This window comes from Edaphobacter modestus, assembly GCF_004217555.1.
GTDB classification, from domain to species: domain Bacteria; phylum Acidobacteriota; class Terriglobia; order Terriglobales; family Acidobacteriaceae; genus Edaphobacter; species Edaphobacter modestus.
Genome location: NZ_SHKW01000001.1, coordinates 2,537,150 through 2,553,232, shown reverse-complemented (window position 1 = coordinate 2,553,232; position 16,083 = coordinate 2,537,150). Strand labels below are relative to the sequence as shown.

General features: G+C 53.6%; 7 protein-coding genes and 1 pseudogene. 7 read left to right on the top strand and 1 reads right to left on the bottom strand.

From position 1 onward, the window contains the following. Positions 1-198: 198 nt before the first annotated feature. Complete coding sequence (locus BDD14_RS10695) at positions 199-2,460, top strand: TonB-dependent receptor plug domain-containing protein (protein ID WP_130418793.1); 2,262 nt, start codon at positions 199-201, stop codon at positions 2,458-2,460. Positions 2,461-2,703: 243 nt separating this feature from the next. On the opposite strand, the pseudogene BDD14_RS33010 reads toward BDD14_RS10695, so the two are convergent. Next, positions 2,704-3,132 (bottom strand): annotated as a pseudogene (locus BDD14_RS33010) (transposase); the annotation flags it as partial. 849 nt (positions 3,133-3,981) lie between these two features. Between BDD14_RS33010 and BDD14_RS10685 the strand changes: the two are divergent. The 6 genes from BDD14_RS10685 to BDD14_RS10660 all read left to right on the top strand — a co-directional run bounded on the left by BDD14_RS10685 (position 3,982) and on the right by BDD14_RS10660 (position 15,848). Further along, the gene (locus BDD14_RS10685) at positions 3,982-4,407 is read left to right on the top strand and encodes a response regulator (RefSeq protein ID WP_130418792.1); all 426 of its coding nucleotides are present in this window, start codon (positions 3,982-3,984) and stop codon (positions 4,405-4,407) included. A 459-nt stretch (positions 4,408-4,866) separates the two neighbouring features. Beyond that, positions 4,867-5,388 carry a hypothetical protein gene (locus BDD14_RS10680; RefSeq protein WP_130418791.1) on the top strand — a complete coding sequence of 174 codons (522 nt, stop codon included), beginning with the start codon at positions 4,867-4,869 and terminating at the stop codon, positions 5,386-5,388. A 1,836-nt stretch (positions 5,389-7,224) separates the two neighbouring features. Next, positions 7,225-9,963 carry an MGH1-like glycoside hydrolase domain-containing protein gene (locus BDD14_RS10675; protein ID WP_130418790.1) on the top strand — a complete coding sequence of 913 codons (2,739 nt, stop codon included), beginning with the start codon at positions 7,225-7,227 and terminating at the stop codon, positions 9,961-9,963. A gap of 154 nt (positions 9,964-10,117) precedes the next feature. Next, the gene (locus tag BDD14_RS10670) at positions 10,118-11,290 is read left to right on the top strand and encodes an efflux RND transporter periplasmic adaptor subunit (protein ID WP_242617878.1); all 1,173 of its coding nucleotides are present in this window, start codon (positions 10,118-10,120) and stop codon (positions 11,288-11,290) included. 2 nt (positions 11,291-11,292) lie between these two features. Beyond that, positions 11,293-14,463 (top strand): efflux RND transporter permease subunit, encoded by a 3,171-nt coding sequence (locus tag BDD14_RS10665; RefSeq protein ID WP_130418789.1) that lies wholly within the window; start codon positions 11,293-11,295, stop codon positions 14,461-14,463. Further along, complete coding sequence (locus BDD14_RS10660; RefSeq protein ID WP_130418788.1) at positions 14,460-15,848, top strand: efflux transporter outer membrane subunit; 1,389 nt, start codon at positions 14,460-14,462, stop codon at positions 15,846-15,848. The genes BDD14_RS10665 and BDD14_RS10660 overlap by 4 nt, the downstream gene beginning before the upstream one ends. Positions 15,849-16,083: the final 235 nt, after the last annotated feature.

Genomic DNA, 16,083 nt, shown 5'->3' with positions numbered 1-16,083 from the left:
CTGCGAGAATCTTATGACCCGAAAGTTGCAGGCTCAATCCTCCCAGACAGGGTTAATAGAACCCTGAATCTGGCCTCTTACCTCCACTCACTTCTATTCCGATTCAGCTGTAGATCCCAAAATAGCCACGGAGACTAGTGATCAAGAAATTCGCGATCAAGCCGATATCCGAGTCATCGAGAGCGGGAGGGCGAAATCGTGCATTCGACTCTGGTCAAGATTCACATCGTCTTCTGCTTGACGCTGAACGGATTTCCGTCGCGAGCACAGCAAACGCTGATGCCGCCAAGACTGGCGAATGGAGAAGATCGTCTGTGTGCCGATATTCCAAGGGCGACATCAGATAAGCGGCGCAGTTGCGTCGTAAGGGTTGCATCGGATGGCGTTCCATTGTCCCCGTTTAGGGCAAAGCCGTCTGCAGCGGAGACGGTACACAATGACGAACTTCCCAAGACTCATACCGCAGGAAGCGCATTCGGCATTGTCAGGTCGTCCGTCAATGTAGAAGCTCCACATACCCAGCAAGACAGTAACGAAGGGTTTGAGCGTCGAATAACGATGGACGAGATCAAGACTTCCGCCGGCACCTTCGGAGATCCATCGCGCTTTATCCAAATGTTACCCGGTGTTGTCTCCGACAATGACCAACGAAATGATTTTCTGGTTCGCGGCGGAAACCCCTCAGAGAATCTTTTTGTCATCGACAATATAGAAATCCCTTCTATTAATCAGCTTGCTCTCTCAGATACCACCGGTGGTTTTGTATCGATGATCGACAATGCCGCCGTCAGACATATGACACTCCATACGGATGCTTATGACAGCAAGTTCGATCAGCGCTTGTCGTCTGTATTGGAAATATCGACACGCCCCGACGGTCCGGTGGAAGCCCACTCCACAGCTGAATTAGGTCTGGCCGGAGTAGGTGGGTCCACAACTCTTCCTTGGAGTCGAGATGGATCGCTCTTCATTTCTGCAAGGCACAGTGTGCTCCATTTACTAACCAACGATATTGGACTGAACGGTGTGCCCATATATCAAAATGAGCTGATCCGGGCTGGCGATCGGATCAGTGAAAGGGACAATTGGTGGGGGTTGTCGTTGACAGGTATCGATTCAATCAAGATTAGCCCGAGTGCAACAAACGCTTGGGAGACCAATCCGTTCGATATCGAATATCACGGCTGGAGGAATGCAACCGGGCTCAACTGGCAACATCTGTTCTCGACTAAATCATTCGGAATTGTGAGCATTGCCAATTCGCAGCAATCACAACGAATGCTTCAAACGGATCAGCTTCAATCGAACACGACTGTCTACAACGAGAAAACAAGCGACGGAATCACAACACTCAAGTACGACGGGATGGCACAGGTAGCTCCGTGGCTCACACTTACCGCAGGCGTGAGAACCAGCCTCGATCGCATGAATTATAGGATCGAGCAGCCTATCGGTCTGCAGAATCCTTACAGTGAAAGTCCTCTTCCAATGGACAAGACTTCACTGAACCGAAGATTCACTACAGCTAGCACAGCCGAATATACCCAGGCATCTTTTTTGCTTCCGTTTCGAACAAAAATTGTCGTTGGGCAAAGGCTAACCCATTGGGCACTCGGAGGGCATACAGAATGGACACCCAAGATTCTGGTCGCAACCCCCATTCAGAGTCGATTAGTACATGTGGGTTACGCTGAATACGCTCAAGCTCCTCCTACCCTCTATCTGTTAAATTTCGATAACCAGCAGCGTTTGAAGCCTATGCGCGTCCAGCAGGTTACAGGCGGGACAGACGTCATAAACAATCGGCATGTACAGGCAACGCTAGAGCTCTATCAAAAGAGATACTCAGCCTATCCCGTTGCAATCAACTATCCGCAGTTATCGATGGCAAACATAGCAGACACATTTGGACAGGCCTTTCTGATGTTTCCAATGATAAGCAAAGGATACGGCTTAGCTAGGGGAATAGAGTTCTCTCTGGAAGCTAGAGCTTCTTCTAGGATTCGACTGACCAGCACACTAACATACGCACGAAGCTGGTATAGCGGTCTCGATGGTGTGCTGCGAAAGGGTAATTTCGACCTTCCAGTTGTCGTCAACCTCGGGGCTATATGGACCATCGGTCACGGCACGCTAATGACAACTCGCTACAGTGGTGCGTCCGGGCGTCCCTATACCCCCGACAATTTGGCACTGAGCTTTGCGCAGAATCGGGACGTTTACGATCTGACGAAAATAAACTCCGTTAGAGCCTCTGCATACAGTCGATTGGATTTCCGAGTCGAAAATAGCAAACGCTTCCGTCACGGAACGATGACGTCGCATGTTGGACTCCAAAACGTCTTAGGTACCAGTAACTTTTATTCAAATCAATGGAGACCGAGATGCCCCAAGTGCGGAGTTCTACAACAAGACCAAATGCCGCGATTTCCAGATGGTGGAATTGAGTATCAATTTTAGGACGATCAAAGGCAACAGAACGACCTGAAATTGCGATTCTGGACTGACACCGCATAATTGAGTCGTTCTTATGCTTTCAGACACACCAACTCGGACCATGGCTCCCCTCAAAGAGGATCCTGTCCCTTGAGCGGCAAATCTCGCTGCTGTCGGAAGCACCCAACCTGCGAAGCGAGCACGAATTAATGACGGCAGGCGTCGAGAACCTTTCTGATTTGGAACGATGGAATTGATCTGTTTAGGCGGTTGGCCTGCTGCAGCGTGCACCTTGGCTCCTTTGCGCCGCTTGGCACCATCGTATCCGGCCCGCGCCCCCGACTCCGGCGTGGACTGCAGCGTCCGGCTGTCCACCACCATCGCCGTGGGCTGCGGCTTGCGCTCGGCAAGCTCGCGCAATAGAGAGCGCAGGTCCTCCACCATGATCTCGAAGCATCCGGCACCGATCCAGCGCCGCGTCTGCTGGTACACCACCGGCCACGGCGGAAGATCGTTCGGCATCATCCGCCAGTGCGCCCCAGTCTTCACCAGCCAGCGCACAGCGTTGAACACCGCCCGCAAACGGTGCGACCGCTGCCGAGCGTCCTCACGGCACAACGCCAGATAGGGCGCCACAAACGACCACTCCTCATCCCTCACATCGCTCGGATAACCAACCTGACCCTTATTCCCCATCCAACTATGCTGCGCGATGACAACAACACAATCACTGCCTTCCTACACATGAGAACTAAAGTTATTAACAGCCTCTAAGCGTTTTCATCGAGGCGGGTTGGGATCTATATCGCACAGGGGGAGCCGCAACATCAGCAACAGCGGACGACACGGATACACGGTGCTAGACGGGTGGTGGTGAAACCGGTAAGTTGTTTCCACATCATCACACGCCGCTCGATCCGTTCATCCTATGGAGCGCTGTCGGAATGCGAACCTGCGCGGGTGGGCGTCCTTGAAAATCTTCGGCACAGTAGAATAGCGAACCTCAACGTGAATGTGCAGCAGTTCGGAACGCTTGAGGAGATCAAAGAAGCCCTTTGAAACTTGGCGACAAACATACAACGAGGGGCTGTCTTCGCGGATACTCCCATCTGCTGATGTGATGATCAAGATCTTCACCGACCAAGCTAAACCAAAGATGCAATCTATCTGTGGCTCACAGCTATTGGCCGCGCAAGAGAATGCGACAATGCCTTCAGAGGACGTGGTTCATTGATTGCGATCATTGTGCCACAAAAGAGCCTAACGACGTTCTCGGCCATATTTTTTGAGGGCGGGACTGTAACCATTTATCCGCCAAGATCTGGGACGAAGCAAAGACACTTGAGCGACCAATATGGTATACAGCTAAACTCGTCCAAGAGTTCCAGAACCGTGAATCCTTTCGCGAACCGACTATTAATTCTGCTAATATCCACCCTGTCAAATATCCGCTACATTCTTATTACATCGCGGGAGCGTTAGTCTCCACCTATTTTCCGTTCCGAGCAATGATTGAGAGGCCTGTTCGTGTAGCTGGTAAAGATTATGCCCAATTTGGCAGCTGTCCCGTCACTGCTGTTGGCTGACGACAATCCCGTTTTCCTCCGAGCTCTCATCGAGATACTTGAGCCGGATTATGAAGTGGTGGCAGCGCTACATGAGGGCGCAGCGGTACTGGATAAGGTCACCGCACTCTGTCCTGATCTTGTCATTTTGGACATCTCTTTAGGTGACATGACTGGCTTGGAAGTGTTAAGACGCGTCAAGGCAGCTGGTTGTACCGTAAAGGCCATCTTCGTAACCGTGCACGAAGACATCGATTTCGTGAATGCTGCCTTTGACATTGGTGCGTCGGGCTATGTGTTTAAGTCTCGCGTAAGTGAAGATCTTCAAAGGGCGATAAGTACAGTTATCAAAGGAGGTCGATTCGTCTCTGGAGGTTTATCGTTACCCCCTCAAGCCGAGAAGTAGTCTTTTTGAACGCTCCGTGTATTCCTCTCCAAAGATATGGTAGTGGGGTTATGTGCTTGCCTCACCACTACTTGGAAGTTGCCAGCGATCCACTGAGGAGTCACTTAATAGACTTGGCGCTCGTTTTGGACGGCTATGACTCGGGCGGTGGTCGTCGGAAGAGTCTCAGATCGCTGAGATCTACTGCCTCCGACAATATGCCCGGAATTGCTTGTGAACAGGGGTATTCTGTCCAATACAGTGCCCCCCCAATCGTGTTGGTACACAAACTGAACCCTTTCAGTCAGCCAAGAGATTGCACCGGCCTCTGAATTTCAAGCATCTTGTGTATCGAATAACTAGAACTTTTTCTAGTAGTGCAAACAGGAAGTTTCCAGTAATTTATAGGGCTAAGCGGTCAATATATTTTTCATAAAGTTCGCAATCATTTGTGCTGGCTGTCTCTACGAGAGAGGAAATATGAAAAGAAGAATGCTGTTCGCTGCAATTCTGCTCTTGCTCACCGTCTTTCCTAACGCTTCTAGCGCACAAAGTAACGAACCGAGCTTAGATTCCTCGATCGAGTCGCTCCGAGCCGACTTGCGAGCAGACAAAGTCGCTATCATTACGCAGGCCATGCAATTAAATGATCAGGAGAGCAAAATCTTTTGGCCCGTGTATCGCAGGTACGAAGCCGATCTTGTTAAGGTCAACGACCAGCGGGTAGCACTGATCAAGTCGTACGCTGACAAGTTCCCCTCCATAACCGATGCCGACGCAAAAGGCATGATCGATCAAAGCCTCGACTTTGAATCCCAGCGCACAAACATTAAGAGGAAGTACGCCAAAGAATTCCAGAAGGCTGGACTTTCATCTTTAACCATCGCTAAGTTTCTACAGCTTGAGCATCGACTAGATCTTTTGGTTGACTTGAAGATTGCCTCCGCGCTTCCACCTCTGTTGGTCAAACCGGCCGACCAATCTACGGCTCCAAATCAGTAGATCCGCCCAAATCCTGTAGGGGCGCCGCCACGGTCATGAATTAACTCGCGGAGCGCGACCGTAGAAGGAGGCTTGATATGTGCTTTCAAGCAAATGACTTTTCCACGTTCCGGCGCCGGAAGATTTTGTAGCGGCCTTAGACAAGCCACAGGTACGCCAGTGGTACGCGCCCACACAAGACCCGATTGGATGTTCGGGTCCAAGTCTTGAGTGAGGAACAGATTGCCAGGCAAAGGAGAGATCCCCTTGCGGCCGGGCGTCAACAAACTCCAGGCCTGAGCCGCGTGGATCTCCCATTTGCCCCCTCTGGAAGTCTGCGAAAGCAAATCGCAGACGCATCCCGTAGGCGTTGGCGGTAGTTGTGACATTGCCCGGTTGAAAACCCAAAAAATCTGTCTCTACAACACCCAAAACATTAGTACCAAACGCCTTGGTATTTATCTGCACGCCCATCCGTGAGTTCGCTGCGCTAGAAATCGTCTGGCGCCGAGCGCCGAACACAGTGTTGTTGAATGGGATCTCCGCAAAATTGGTTGGTACCCCGCTTGATACAACGTCGGAACGCCAGGCCTGCATGAAATCGAGGAAGCCAATCGGAGTGATCGTTGTGCCCCCGATCTCAAGAGAGAGGGGTGCCTTGATGGGAGCCGAATCCGGAAAGGAGGAACTACCGCTGCCGTGACAACCGGTGCCGGGACGGGTGCCAGCACCGGTGTCGGGACAGGTGCTGAAGCACGGAAGAGCGAACCTACCCTAGATCAAGCAAGGATTGTTGGCGTAATGGTGTTTCGACAGCGACGCTTCATGCCCGAGACGCGTCCGCATCTCTGCGGCCCGGACGGCCCGGACGGCCCGGACCAAGGACCAAGGACCAACGACCAAGGACCAAGGACTATGTGCAGACGATGTAAATACTCCAATTCGAATCAGTTTCCACGTTCCAGATTCATTCCTTAGGAAGATTCTGTTCAGATACCCGGCAATCTGTTGGGCACCCTCAAATAGAGTTTCATCAGCTTGCCGAAGCCAGTCGGACACCTTATCTTGAAATTGTCTCCGTAACAATATGAGTAGAACAAAAAACAATTACTAATTACTATTGTTGACCACGCCGGGCCACGCGTAGAACGAAAACTGACCTGACTGCTATTTCCGCGCGCCCATTCGCGATCTGAACGGGCGCGAGTGAAGAGCATCAGATTTCGAGAGCGCATCATGACAATAGCAAAAATCGAACCACTGCCGAGAAGTGATTTTGACCACAAGGTAGTCCCATGGCAGAACCGACACGCCGACGGCAAGGATTTGCTATCAAAGCAGCGTCTTGGGAGCGCAGCCAGTTTGCATCTGCGGCATGCTTGCCGCGAGCATCCGGCACCACGCGGTTCGAACGACAATCTCGGTGTTGCTGCCCATTTGTATTCCTCACTGGGGTTTCATAATCAGCCATTCGCTGTAGGTTGCCTTGATTTTGCCACTGTCAAGGACAACGGAGTTGCGCAACTAGCACTTTCGCTAGTTGCGGAGCCCTGGTGCAAGAGATTAGATGTGAGGAACTCGGCAAAAGTGCCGCCCAGACCAGCTCGACCATTGTGATAAACACACACTCTCGCTCAGATACGAAAGGACATCAGGCCAAACTGCAAAACGCGATCGCTTTTCTGTAGGTGATCTCGAAAGCGTCTTCCGCCACCCGATAAGCGGTGGACTCTCGATTTTTCGAGAAGGAGTGATCCTAGTCATAAGTCATCAGGTCGCCCGTAATCCGTTCTCAGGGACTCGTCGCATGGCGGTAGGGAGAAGTGAAGGCACCCACATTTCCGAAGAGAGGCACAGATGATCCAAGATCCAGAATCAGCCAGACTAGATGAGGCTCGCATTGCCAAGACACCATGGAAAAAGTGGGGGCCCTACCTTAGCGAGCGGCAGTGGGGGACGGTTCGCGAAGATTACAGCCAGGATGGAAATGCCTGGGACTACTTCACGCATGACCAGGCCCGATCCCGGGCATACCACTGGGGTGAAGATGGCCTTGCCGGTATCAGCGATGACAAGCAGTTGCTATGCTTTAGCGTTGCCCTGTGGAACGGCAAAGACCCCATCCTCAAAGAGCGCATGTTTGGTCTGACGAACAGCGAGGCTAACCATGGCGAAGACGTTAAAGAATATTACTTCTATCTAGACAGCACCCCCACGCATTCCTATATGAAGCACCTGTACAAGTACCCGCATGCGGCTTTCCCTTACGACGATCTGATCGAGACGAACAGAGGGCGCAATCGTGGCGACATGGAATATGAACTACTGGATACGGGAGTCTTCAACGAAGATCGCTACTTCGATGTCTTCGTGGAATATGCCAAAGAGGCTCCAGAAGACCTCCTCATCCAGATCAGCGTGAGTAATCGGGGGCCGGAGCCGGCCACATTGCATGTCCTTCCGACGCTCTGGTTCCGCAACATCTGGACGTGGTGGCCTGGTACACCGAAGCCATCCTTGAAGCAGGTCTCCGGTCAGAAAGGCGCTCAGGCTGTTGCAGCCTCGCACGTCGATCTGGGTGAGCGCTATCTGTACTGCGAGGAAGATGTCCCGTTGCTGTTCACGGAGAATGAGACCAACAACGAGCGTATTTTCGGTACGCCCAACGCGTCTCGTTACGTCAAAGACGGAATCAACAACTACATAGTCAACGGGAATCAGGACTTGGTCAACCCCGAGAAAACGGGAACCAAATCTGCGGCGCACTATCAGTTGAATGTGGGTGCAGGAGAGACAACAACCATCCGTCTACGGTTAAGCGATGCGGCGCCTTCCGCCATCGGCGATCCGTTCAAGAGCTTCGCTCAAATCATGCAGACCCGCCAGCGCGAGGCAGATGAGTTCTATCGCGCCATCACGCCGAAGCGGGTCAGCGAAGACGAGGCCCGGGTTATGCGACAGGCACTTGCCGGGATGCTCTGGAGCAAACAGTATTTCTTCTTCGACGTGGACTTATGGCTCACGGAACATGGCGACGATCCGATGAAGCCGGGCGGACGCTTGATGCGGAACAGCGAATGGTTCCACATGGTGAATCAGCACATCATCTCGATGCCCGACAAGTGGGAGTATCCCTGGTATGCCGCGTGGGATCTGGCTTTCCACACCATTGCTCTCTCCACGGTCGACACGGACTTCGCCAAAGAACAGCTCGACTTGATGCTGCAGGAGTTCTTTCTGCATCCGACCGGTCAGATCCCGGCCTATGAATGGAACTTCAGCGACGTCAATCCTCCGGTGCATGCCTGGGCCTCCATTTTCTTGTACCGGACGGAACAAGCGCTTGGTGGGAAAGGTGACATCGAGTTCCTCAAACGCTCATTTGCCAAACTGACGCTGAACTTCAGTTGGTGGGTGAACCGCAAAGACCGCTTTGGCAAGAATCTCTTTGAGGGAGGTTTCCTTGGGCTGGACAACATCGGCGTATTCGACCGCAGCGCGGCTCTGCCAACCGGTGGCCACCTCGAGCAGGCAGATGGCACCGCATGGGTCGCCCTTTTCTGCCAGAATATGGCGGAGATCGCCATCGAGTTAGCAGCCTACGACCAGTCCTACGAAGACATGGCAATAAAGTTCTCAAACCATTTCATGTGGATCGCCCGTGCCATGAACCAGACAGGGCCGGACGGCATGTGGGACGAGGAGGATGGGTTCTATTACGACGTCCTGCGCCTACCCGACGGAAGTGCCAGGCGGCTCAAGGTTCGCTCCATGGTGGGCCTGCTTCCCCTGTGTGCCACTACGGTAATCGAGCCGTGGCAGCGAGAACGGGTACCGCGAGCAGCGGAGGTCATGTTTGAACGCTTGCAAAGAATGCCTGAACTACGCGAGAGCATTCATGCAACCGGGCCCGGCCACTTCGGGTATGGCGAGCGCGGCATGGCTGCGCTGGTGAATGAGAGCAGGTTGCGCCGGATTCTGACGCGCATGCTAGACGAGAACGAATTCCTGAGCCCTTATGGCATACGAGCGCTCTCCCGCTACCACGAAGAGCATCCCTTTATCGTCCATGTGGAAGGGCAGGAATACCGGGTGAATTATCTTCCGGCTGAATCGGACACAGGCATGTTCGGAGGCAACTCCAACTGGCGTGGTCCGATCTGGATGCCGGTCAATGCGTTGATCATCCGCGCCTTGTTGTCGTTCTATCTTTATTACGGCGACAACTTCAAAATCGAGTGCCCGACCGGTTCAGGCAAGTTGATGAACCTATTCGAGGTCGCCAAGGAGATTGCCAATCGTTTGACCCGAATCTTTCTGCGGGATGAATCGGGCCGGCGACCGGTGTACGGGGGCACGGAGAAGTTCCAGGCCGACCCCCAATGGAAGGATTACATACTGTTTTACGAGTACTTCCATGGCGATAACGGCGCGGGTCTGGGAGCCAGCCACCAGACCGGATGGACTGGCCTGGTCGCCAAACTGATCGAGCTTTTCGGCCGCCTTGATGGTCAGCAGCTTCTGGATGCCGGTAAATCAGGCGCCTTTACGAAGAAGAGTATCCCAGAGGCGGAGAGCATATCGGTCGTACCCTGATTTGCGAAGCCGACGAGGTCGACATACCCGTTGATGAGCTATAATCCGCCACCAAATGCATCGCAAGTAATAGGAGCGATCTAGGGCCAGCGAGAAAACGGATGCAAGGTGGCATGTAAGGCAGGTATTCCCTCAGTACCGGTAAGGAGGGCGAGTGATCTTTCGGTCGTGTCAACAGAATCGTGGTCTTGGCTTTGCTACTACTGTTGCTGCTCTGTTGTTCCTACTGTTGATGATTGGTTGCAAGAAGAACGAAGCGCCGCCGCCGCCAGCGCCTCCCGAGGTCGAGGTGACGACTGTGATCGAGCAAAACGTACCCATCTACAAGGAATGGGTTGCGCAGCTTAACGGTCAAGTGAATGCGGACATTACGCCTAAAGTGCAGGGATATCTACTTCGGCGGAATTACTCCGAGGGTTTTTTCGTTAGCAAAGGACAGCTGCTTTACGAAATCGATCCTCGACCGTTTGTGGCGGCTCTGGATCAAGCGAAGGCGCAGGTTGCGATGGCTGAAGCGCAGAGATCTGAGGCCGACAACAATGTCGTGAGAGACCGGCCTTTGGCGGCTCAAAGTGCGATTCCCCAGAAACAGCTCGACACGGACATTTCGACTCTTGCAGCTTCCACGGCACAGGTTGATGCCGCGAAAGCCAACATGGCACAGGCCGAACTGAACCTCGCGTGGACAAAGGTATATTCGCCTATCGACGGAGTGGCTGGCATATCGAATGCGAATGTAGGCGATTTGGTGGGCACGACCACGAAGATGACGACTGTGTCCCAGGTCAATCCTATCCGGGCCTACTTCAACCTCAGTGAAAGAGATTACCTCGGCGAAGCGCAAGCGATTTCACGGCTGATTCGAGGAGCCACGCAGCGAGGCCCCGCGTTCGAGATCGAGTTCATTCAGGCCAATGGGGAGCCGTTCCCGGCGAAGGGAAAGATAACGCTGGTGAACCGCGAGATCGCGTCTTCGACGGGCACCATTCAGCTTGCCGCCGAGTTCGCGAATAAGGATGGCATTCTTCGCCCCGGAGGCTTTGGTACTGTGCGTATCGAGACCGGCACCAGCAAGAATGCCTTGCTGGTGCCACAGGCAGCGGTGATCGAAGTTCAGTCGATGTACCAGATCGTTGTGGTGACTCCCGACAACAAGGCGAATTTCCGTCCCATAAAGGTTGGAGAGCGGGTCGGGACAAACTGGATCATCACCGAGGGGATAAAGCCGGGAGAGAAGGTTATCGTTCAGGGCTTCATGAAGGTGCGACAAGGTACCCCCGTCACTCCGAAGCCTTATGTGGTTGCATCCGCGCCGGGGAGCAACTAACCATGTCGAAATTCTTTATCAACCGGCCGATCGTCGCGATCGTTATCTCGATCCTCATGGTCCTTGCGGGTGTCGTGTCCATGCTGAGTTTGCCAACGGCGCAGTTCCCCAATATTGCTGATCCGCAGATACAGGTGATTGCGAATTACACCGGCGCGGATGCTGAGACGGTGGCGCAGTCAGTCGCAACGCCGATTGAACAGCAAATGTCAGGCGTGGACAACATGAACTATATGTACTCGTTGAATTCAAGCAACGGGAAGATGACCCTGACGGTGGACTTCGGTATCGATACGGAGCCCAGCACGGACCAGATCCTAACGCAGATGCGGTCTTCGCAGGCAAACTCCCAATTGCCAAGTTCTGTCCTGGATCAGGGAGTCACAGTACAAAAGTCAACAGCGGCTCCGTTGATGCTGATTGATCTCAGTTCACCGAATAATACTTACGACAATATATTCCTGGCGAACTACGCCACCATTAATCTGAATGACGCGCTAACACGAGTACCCGGGGTGGCATCGGTGTCCATCTTTGGCGCAGATAAGTATGCGATGCGTTGCTGGGTTAACCCTGACAAACTGTCAAGTCTGGGGATCACAGTACCAGAGATCATCAACGCGATACAGGCGCAGAACAATGTAAACCCGGCGGGCCAGATTGGTGGCGACCCCGTTCCTCCTGGGCAGCAGTTTACCTACACCGTGCGTGCACCTGGGCGTCTTCCATCTGCTGAAGAGTTTGGACAGATTATTGTCCGCGCGAGAGCTGGTGAAGGAATTCTCCGATTGAAGGATGTTGCGCGTGTGGAGTTGGGCGCTCAGAGCTACAGCATGGTCGGTCGCTTGAACGGTAAACCAGCCGCCCTGGTGGCTGTCTATCAAGCTCCGGGGGCAAATGCGGTTGCAACCGCCGCCGCAGTACGGAAGCTGATGGAGGAAGCGAAGACCCGCTTTCCCCAGGATCTCGATTATGTGGTGGCTCTGGACACTACGTTGTCGGTCACGGCTGGAATTGAGGAGATCAAGCACACCTTACTAGAAGCGTTGGTACTCGTAATTATTGTGGTCTATATCTTTCTGCAGGGTTGGAGAGCGACGCTCATACCGCTACTCGCCGTACCGGTCTCGCTGGTCGGCACTTTCATGGTCTTTCCCTTGCTCGGCTTCTCCATCAACACGCTTTCCCTGTTTGGTCTGGTACTGGCGATCGGGCTTGTCGTGGATGATGCAATCGTCGTTGTGGAAGCCGTTGAACACCATATCGAACACGGCATGACGCCGCATGACGCGACCGTCAAGGCGATGGAGGAAGTAGGCGGCCCAGTCATTGCGATTGCCCTCATTTTAGCCGCGGTGTTTATTCCGACTGCGTTTATTCCGGGAATCACTGGCCGGCTCTATCAACAATTCGCCGTCACCATTGCGGTCTCGGTTATCTTCTCGGCATTCAATGCCCTCACACTAAGCCCAGCGCTCTCGGCGATGCTGCTTCGTCCCAGGAAAGCATCCCGTGGGCCGCTGGGAGCTTTCTTTCGCTGGTTCAATCGTGTCTTCGGGCGGGTAACGGATGGATACGTCGATACCTGCAAGCACCTTATCCACAAAGCGGGCTTCTCCTTCCTGTTGTTGCTGGTGTTTGTTGTAGCCGCCGGATTCTTTGGGAAGAAGGTGCCCGGAAGCTTCCTCCCTGATGAAGATCAGGGATATGTCTACGCCGGTCTGCAACTGCCGAACGCAGCGTCATTGCAACGTAACTCCGAGGCCTCGAAGGAGGTCGAAAAGATCATTCTCGATACGCCGGGCGTGGAGTACGTCAGCTCGATCATTGGCTACAGCATGCTTAGTGGTGTTAATACCACCTACAGCTCCTTCTTCTTTGTCTCTTTCAAAGACTGGAAGGAACGCAAGACACCTGAGGAAAGCTACAACGGGATCAAGCGGCACCTGACGGCCGCCCTATCCAGAGTTACATCGGGGATAGCGTTTACGTTTCCACCTCCCGCGATTCCAGGAGTAGGAGCTTCGGGTGGTTTCACCTTTGTTTTAGAAGACCGTTCCGGCGGCACTATCGAGTTCCTCGCGAAGAATACACAGATCTTTATGGAGGAAGCTCGAAAACGTCCCGAGCTTGCCGGTGTCATGACAACCGCTCTGTTCGGGGTGCCGCAGGTCGGCATCACTGTGGACCAGGAGAAGGTTCTCACGCAACAGGTCAACCTGACGAGTGTGTACCAAACACTACAGACCTTCATGGGTGGATCACTGGTGAACTACTTCAATCGTTTCGGGCGCCAGTGGCAAGTCTACGTTGAGGCCGAGGGAGATTATCGAACATCGGCCGACAACCTCGGCAAGTTCTATGTAACCAACAGCTCAGGGCAGATGGTGCCGTTGAGTACGCTTACCGCTAACGTACCGCGCAGCGGGCCCGAGTTTGTGATGAAGTACAACCTGTTTCAGGGCGTGCAGATCAACGGTTCTGCAGCTCCGGGATACAGTTCAGGCCAGGCAATCGCCGCGCTGCAGGATGTCTTCAAACAGACGATGCCAGGCGAGATGGGCTACGACTACATGGGCATGTCCTATCAGGAGGTCAAGGCCTCGCAGGGGGTTTCGCCAGGCGTAGTTTTCGCGCTCTCCTTCTTTATCGTCTTCCTGATCATGGCCGCACAGTACGAAAGTTGGACGTTGCCTGCTAGTGTTCTTCTCGGTGTACCGATCGCGGTCTTCGGAGCTTTTGCAGCACTGTATCTGCGGCGGCTGGACAACAATGTCTACGCCCAGATCGGTCTGGTCATGCTCATCGGTCTATCGGCCAAGAACGCCATTCTTATCGTTGAATTCGCCAAGGTGGAGCACGAAAACGGCAAGACATTGATCGATGCCGCCCTATCTGGAGCGAAAGTGAGATTGCGTCCAATTCTGATGACAGCATTTGCATTCATTCTGGGCTGCGTACCGTTATGGACGGCTACCGGAGCGGGCGCCATCTCCCGGCAGGTCCTCGGTACTGTCGTGATTGGAGGCATGCTGGCTGCTTCATTGCTCGCCATCTTCTTTATTCCTGTCTCCTTCGACGTTGTCGAACGCTTTGGCTATCTCTTCAAAAAGGAGAAGCCGCCACTGCAGGAAAGAGAACCCGTCTCTACTCACGAAGGACCGACGGCATGATTAGCGTAAGAGTATGCTCGGCGATCGTCCTGACGCTTTTAATAAGCGGTTGCAAGGTAGGGCCGAACTATAACCGGCCAGCCGTAAATACTCCGGGACAGTACCGCGGCACAGCGCCGGACCTGACCAATCAGCCGGCTGTTCAATCCATTGCAGAGACGCAATGGGAAGGTGTTTTTCAAGATGAGGCATTGGCGGCGCTGATCAAAGAGGCGCTGGTTAATAACTACGACATGCAAATCGCTGCGGCTCGTATCCTGCAGGCGCAGGCGATCGTTGGGGTTACCCGTGCGAATCAATTGCCGAATCTCTACGGAACGGCAGGAGTGGATCATATACGCAATAGGTTGGCGCCAAATGCACCAACCTTCGATTCGGTCAGCATACAGTTGAACTATATCGCCGATTTCTGGGGAAAATATCGGCGGGGGACAGAGGCAGCGCGAGCGCAGTTGCTCGCCACCACCTATGGACGCAGCGTTGTTCAGACAACGCTGGTCTCTGATATTGCCATAGCCTATTTTCAGCTTCGCCAGTTCGACTACAGACTGGACTTCTCACAACAGGCTGTCGCTGCCGATAAGGACATCTTGCGACTCAACACGCTCAAATATAAGGGCGGTGAGAGTGCTGTCACCGACGTTTACCAGGCAGATTTGCTGGTGCAGCAGGCAGAGGCAGAGGTGATTACCGATCGGCGGCTTATCGAGCAAACCGAGAATCAGATCAGCATCCTGCTCGGCAGAAACCCGGGACCGATTACACGGGGTCTGGCACTGAACGATCAGCCGCACCTAGCCACCGTGCCTACGGGGCTTCCGTCGACGCTACTGGAACGACGTCCCGACGTCCGCCAAAGTGAAGCAAACCTGATGTCGGCAAATGCTAACGTAGGCGTGGCGAAAGCAGCGTTTTTTCCCCAGATATCTCTAACAGGTCTGTTCGGTGCGCAAAGCACGTCCTTGACCAGCTTCTTGCAGGGACCCGCTACCGTCTGGGCAGTCGGTGGGCAAGCACTGCAGCCGCTCTATGCTGGTGGCGCGATCCGGGGCGCTTATAAACTCGCTTGGGCGCAACGGACCGAAGCCGAACTGAGTTACAGGCAGACAGTCCAGATCGCCTTCGGAGATGTCGCTAGCAGTCTTGTCGGCTACAACCAATCAAGACTCTTTCGCATGAAGATAGAGGAACAGACGAATACTTATAAGGAGACGGCCCGGCTTGCCAATGTTCGTTTCACGAACGGATCGACGAGCTTTCTTGAAGTGTTGGTAACGCAACAGCAGTACTTCACCTCGCAGTTGGCTCTCGCTCAGGCGTGGAATGCAGAGATGCAAAACTATGTCCAGCTCTATCAGGCCCTGGGAGGCGGATGGAATCCGTAGTCCACTCGCGCGAGTCGATTTTGGCAAGAGGAGCATCGCTATCAATCGCGAAGCCGCCGGAGTTGCTGCTTGGCCCACCAAAGGAGTGCTTGTACGTATACGGGCCGACTGTTGCCAACCATGGTCCGTACGGGCAGCCGCGTTGGGAATGGGTAACAATCCATCTACCTAAATGTATGCTCGTGACGCAGCTACTGCGACACTGTACGCGACGCTTTCGATCCGGTTTCAGCTT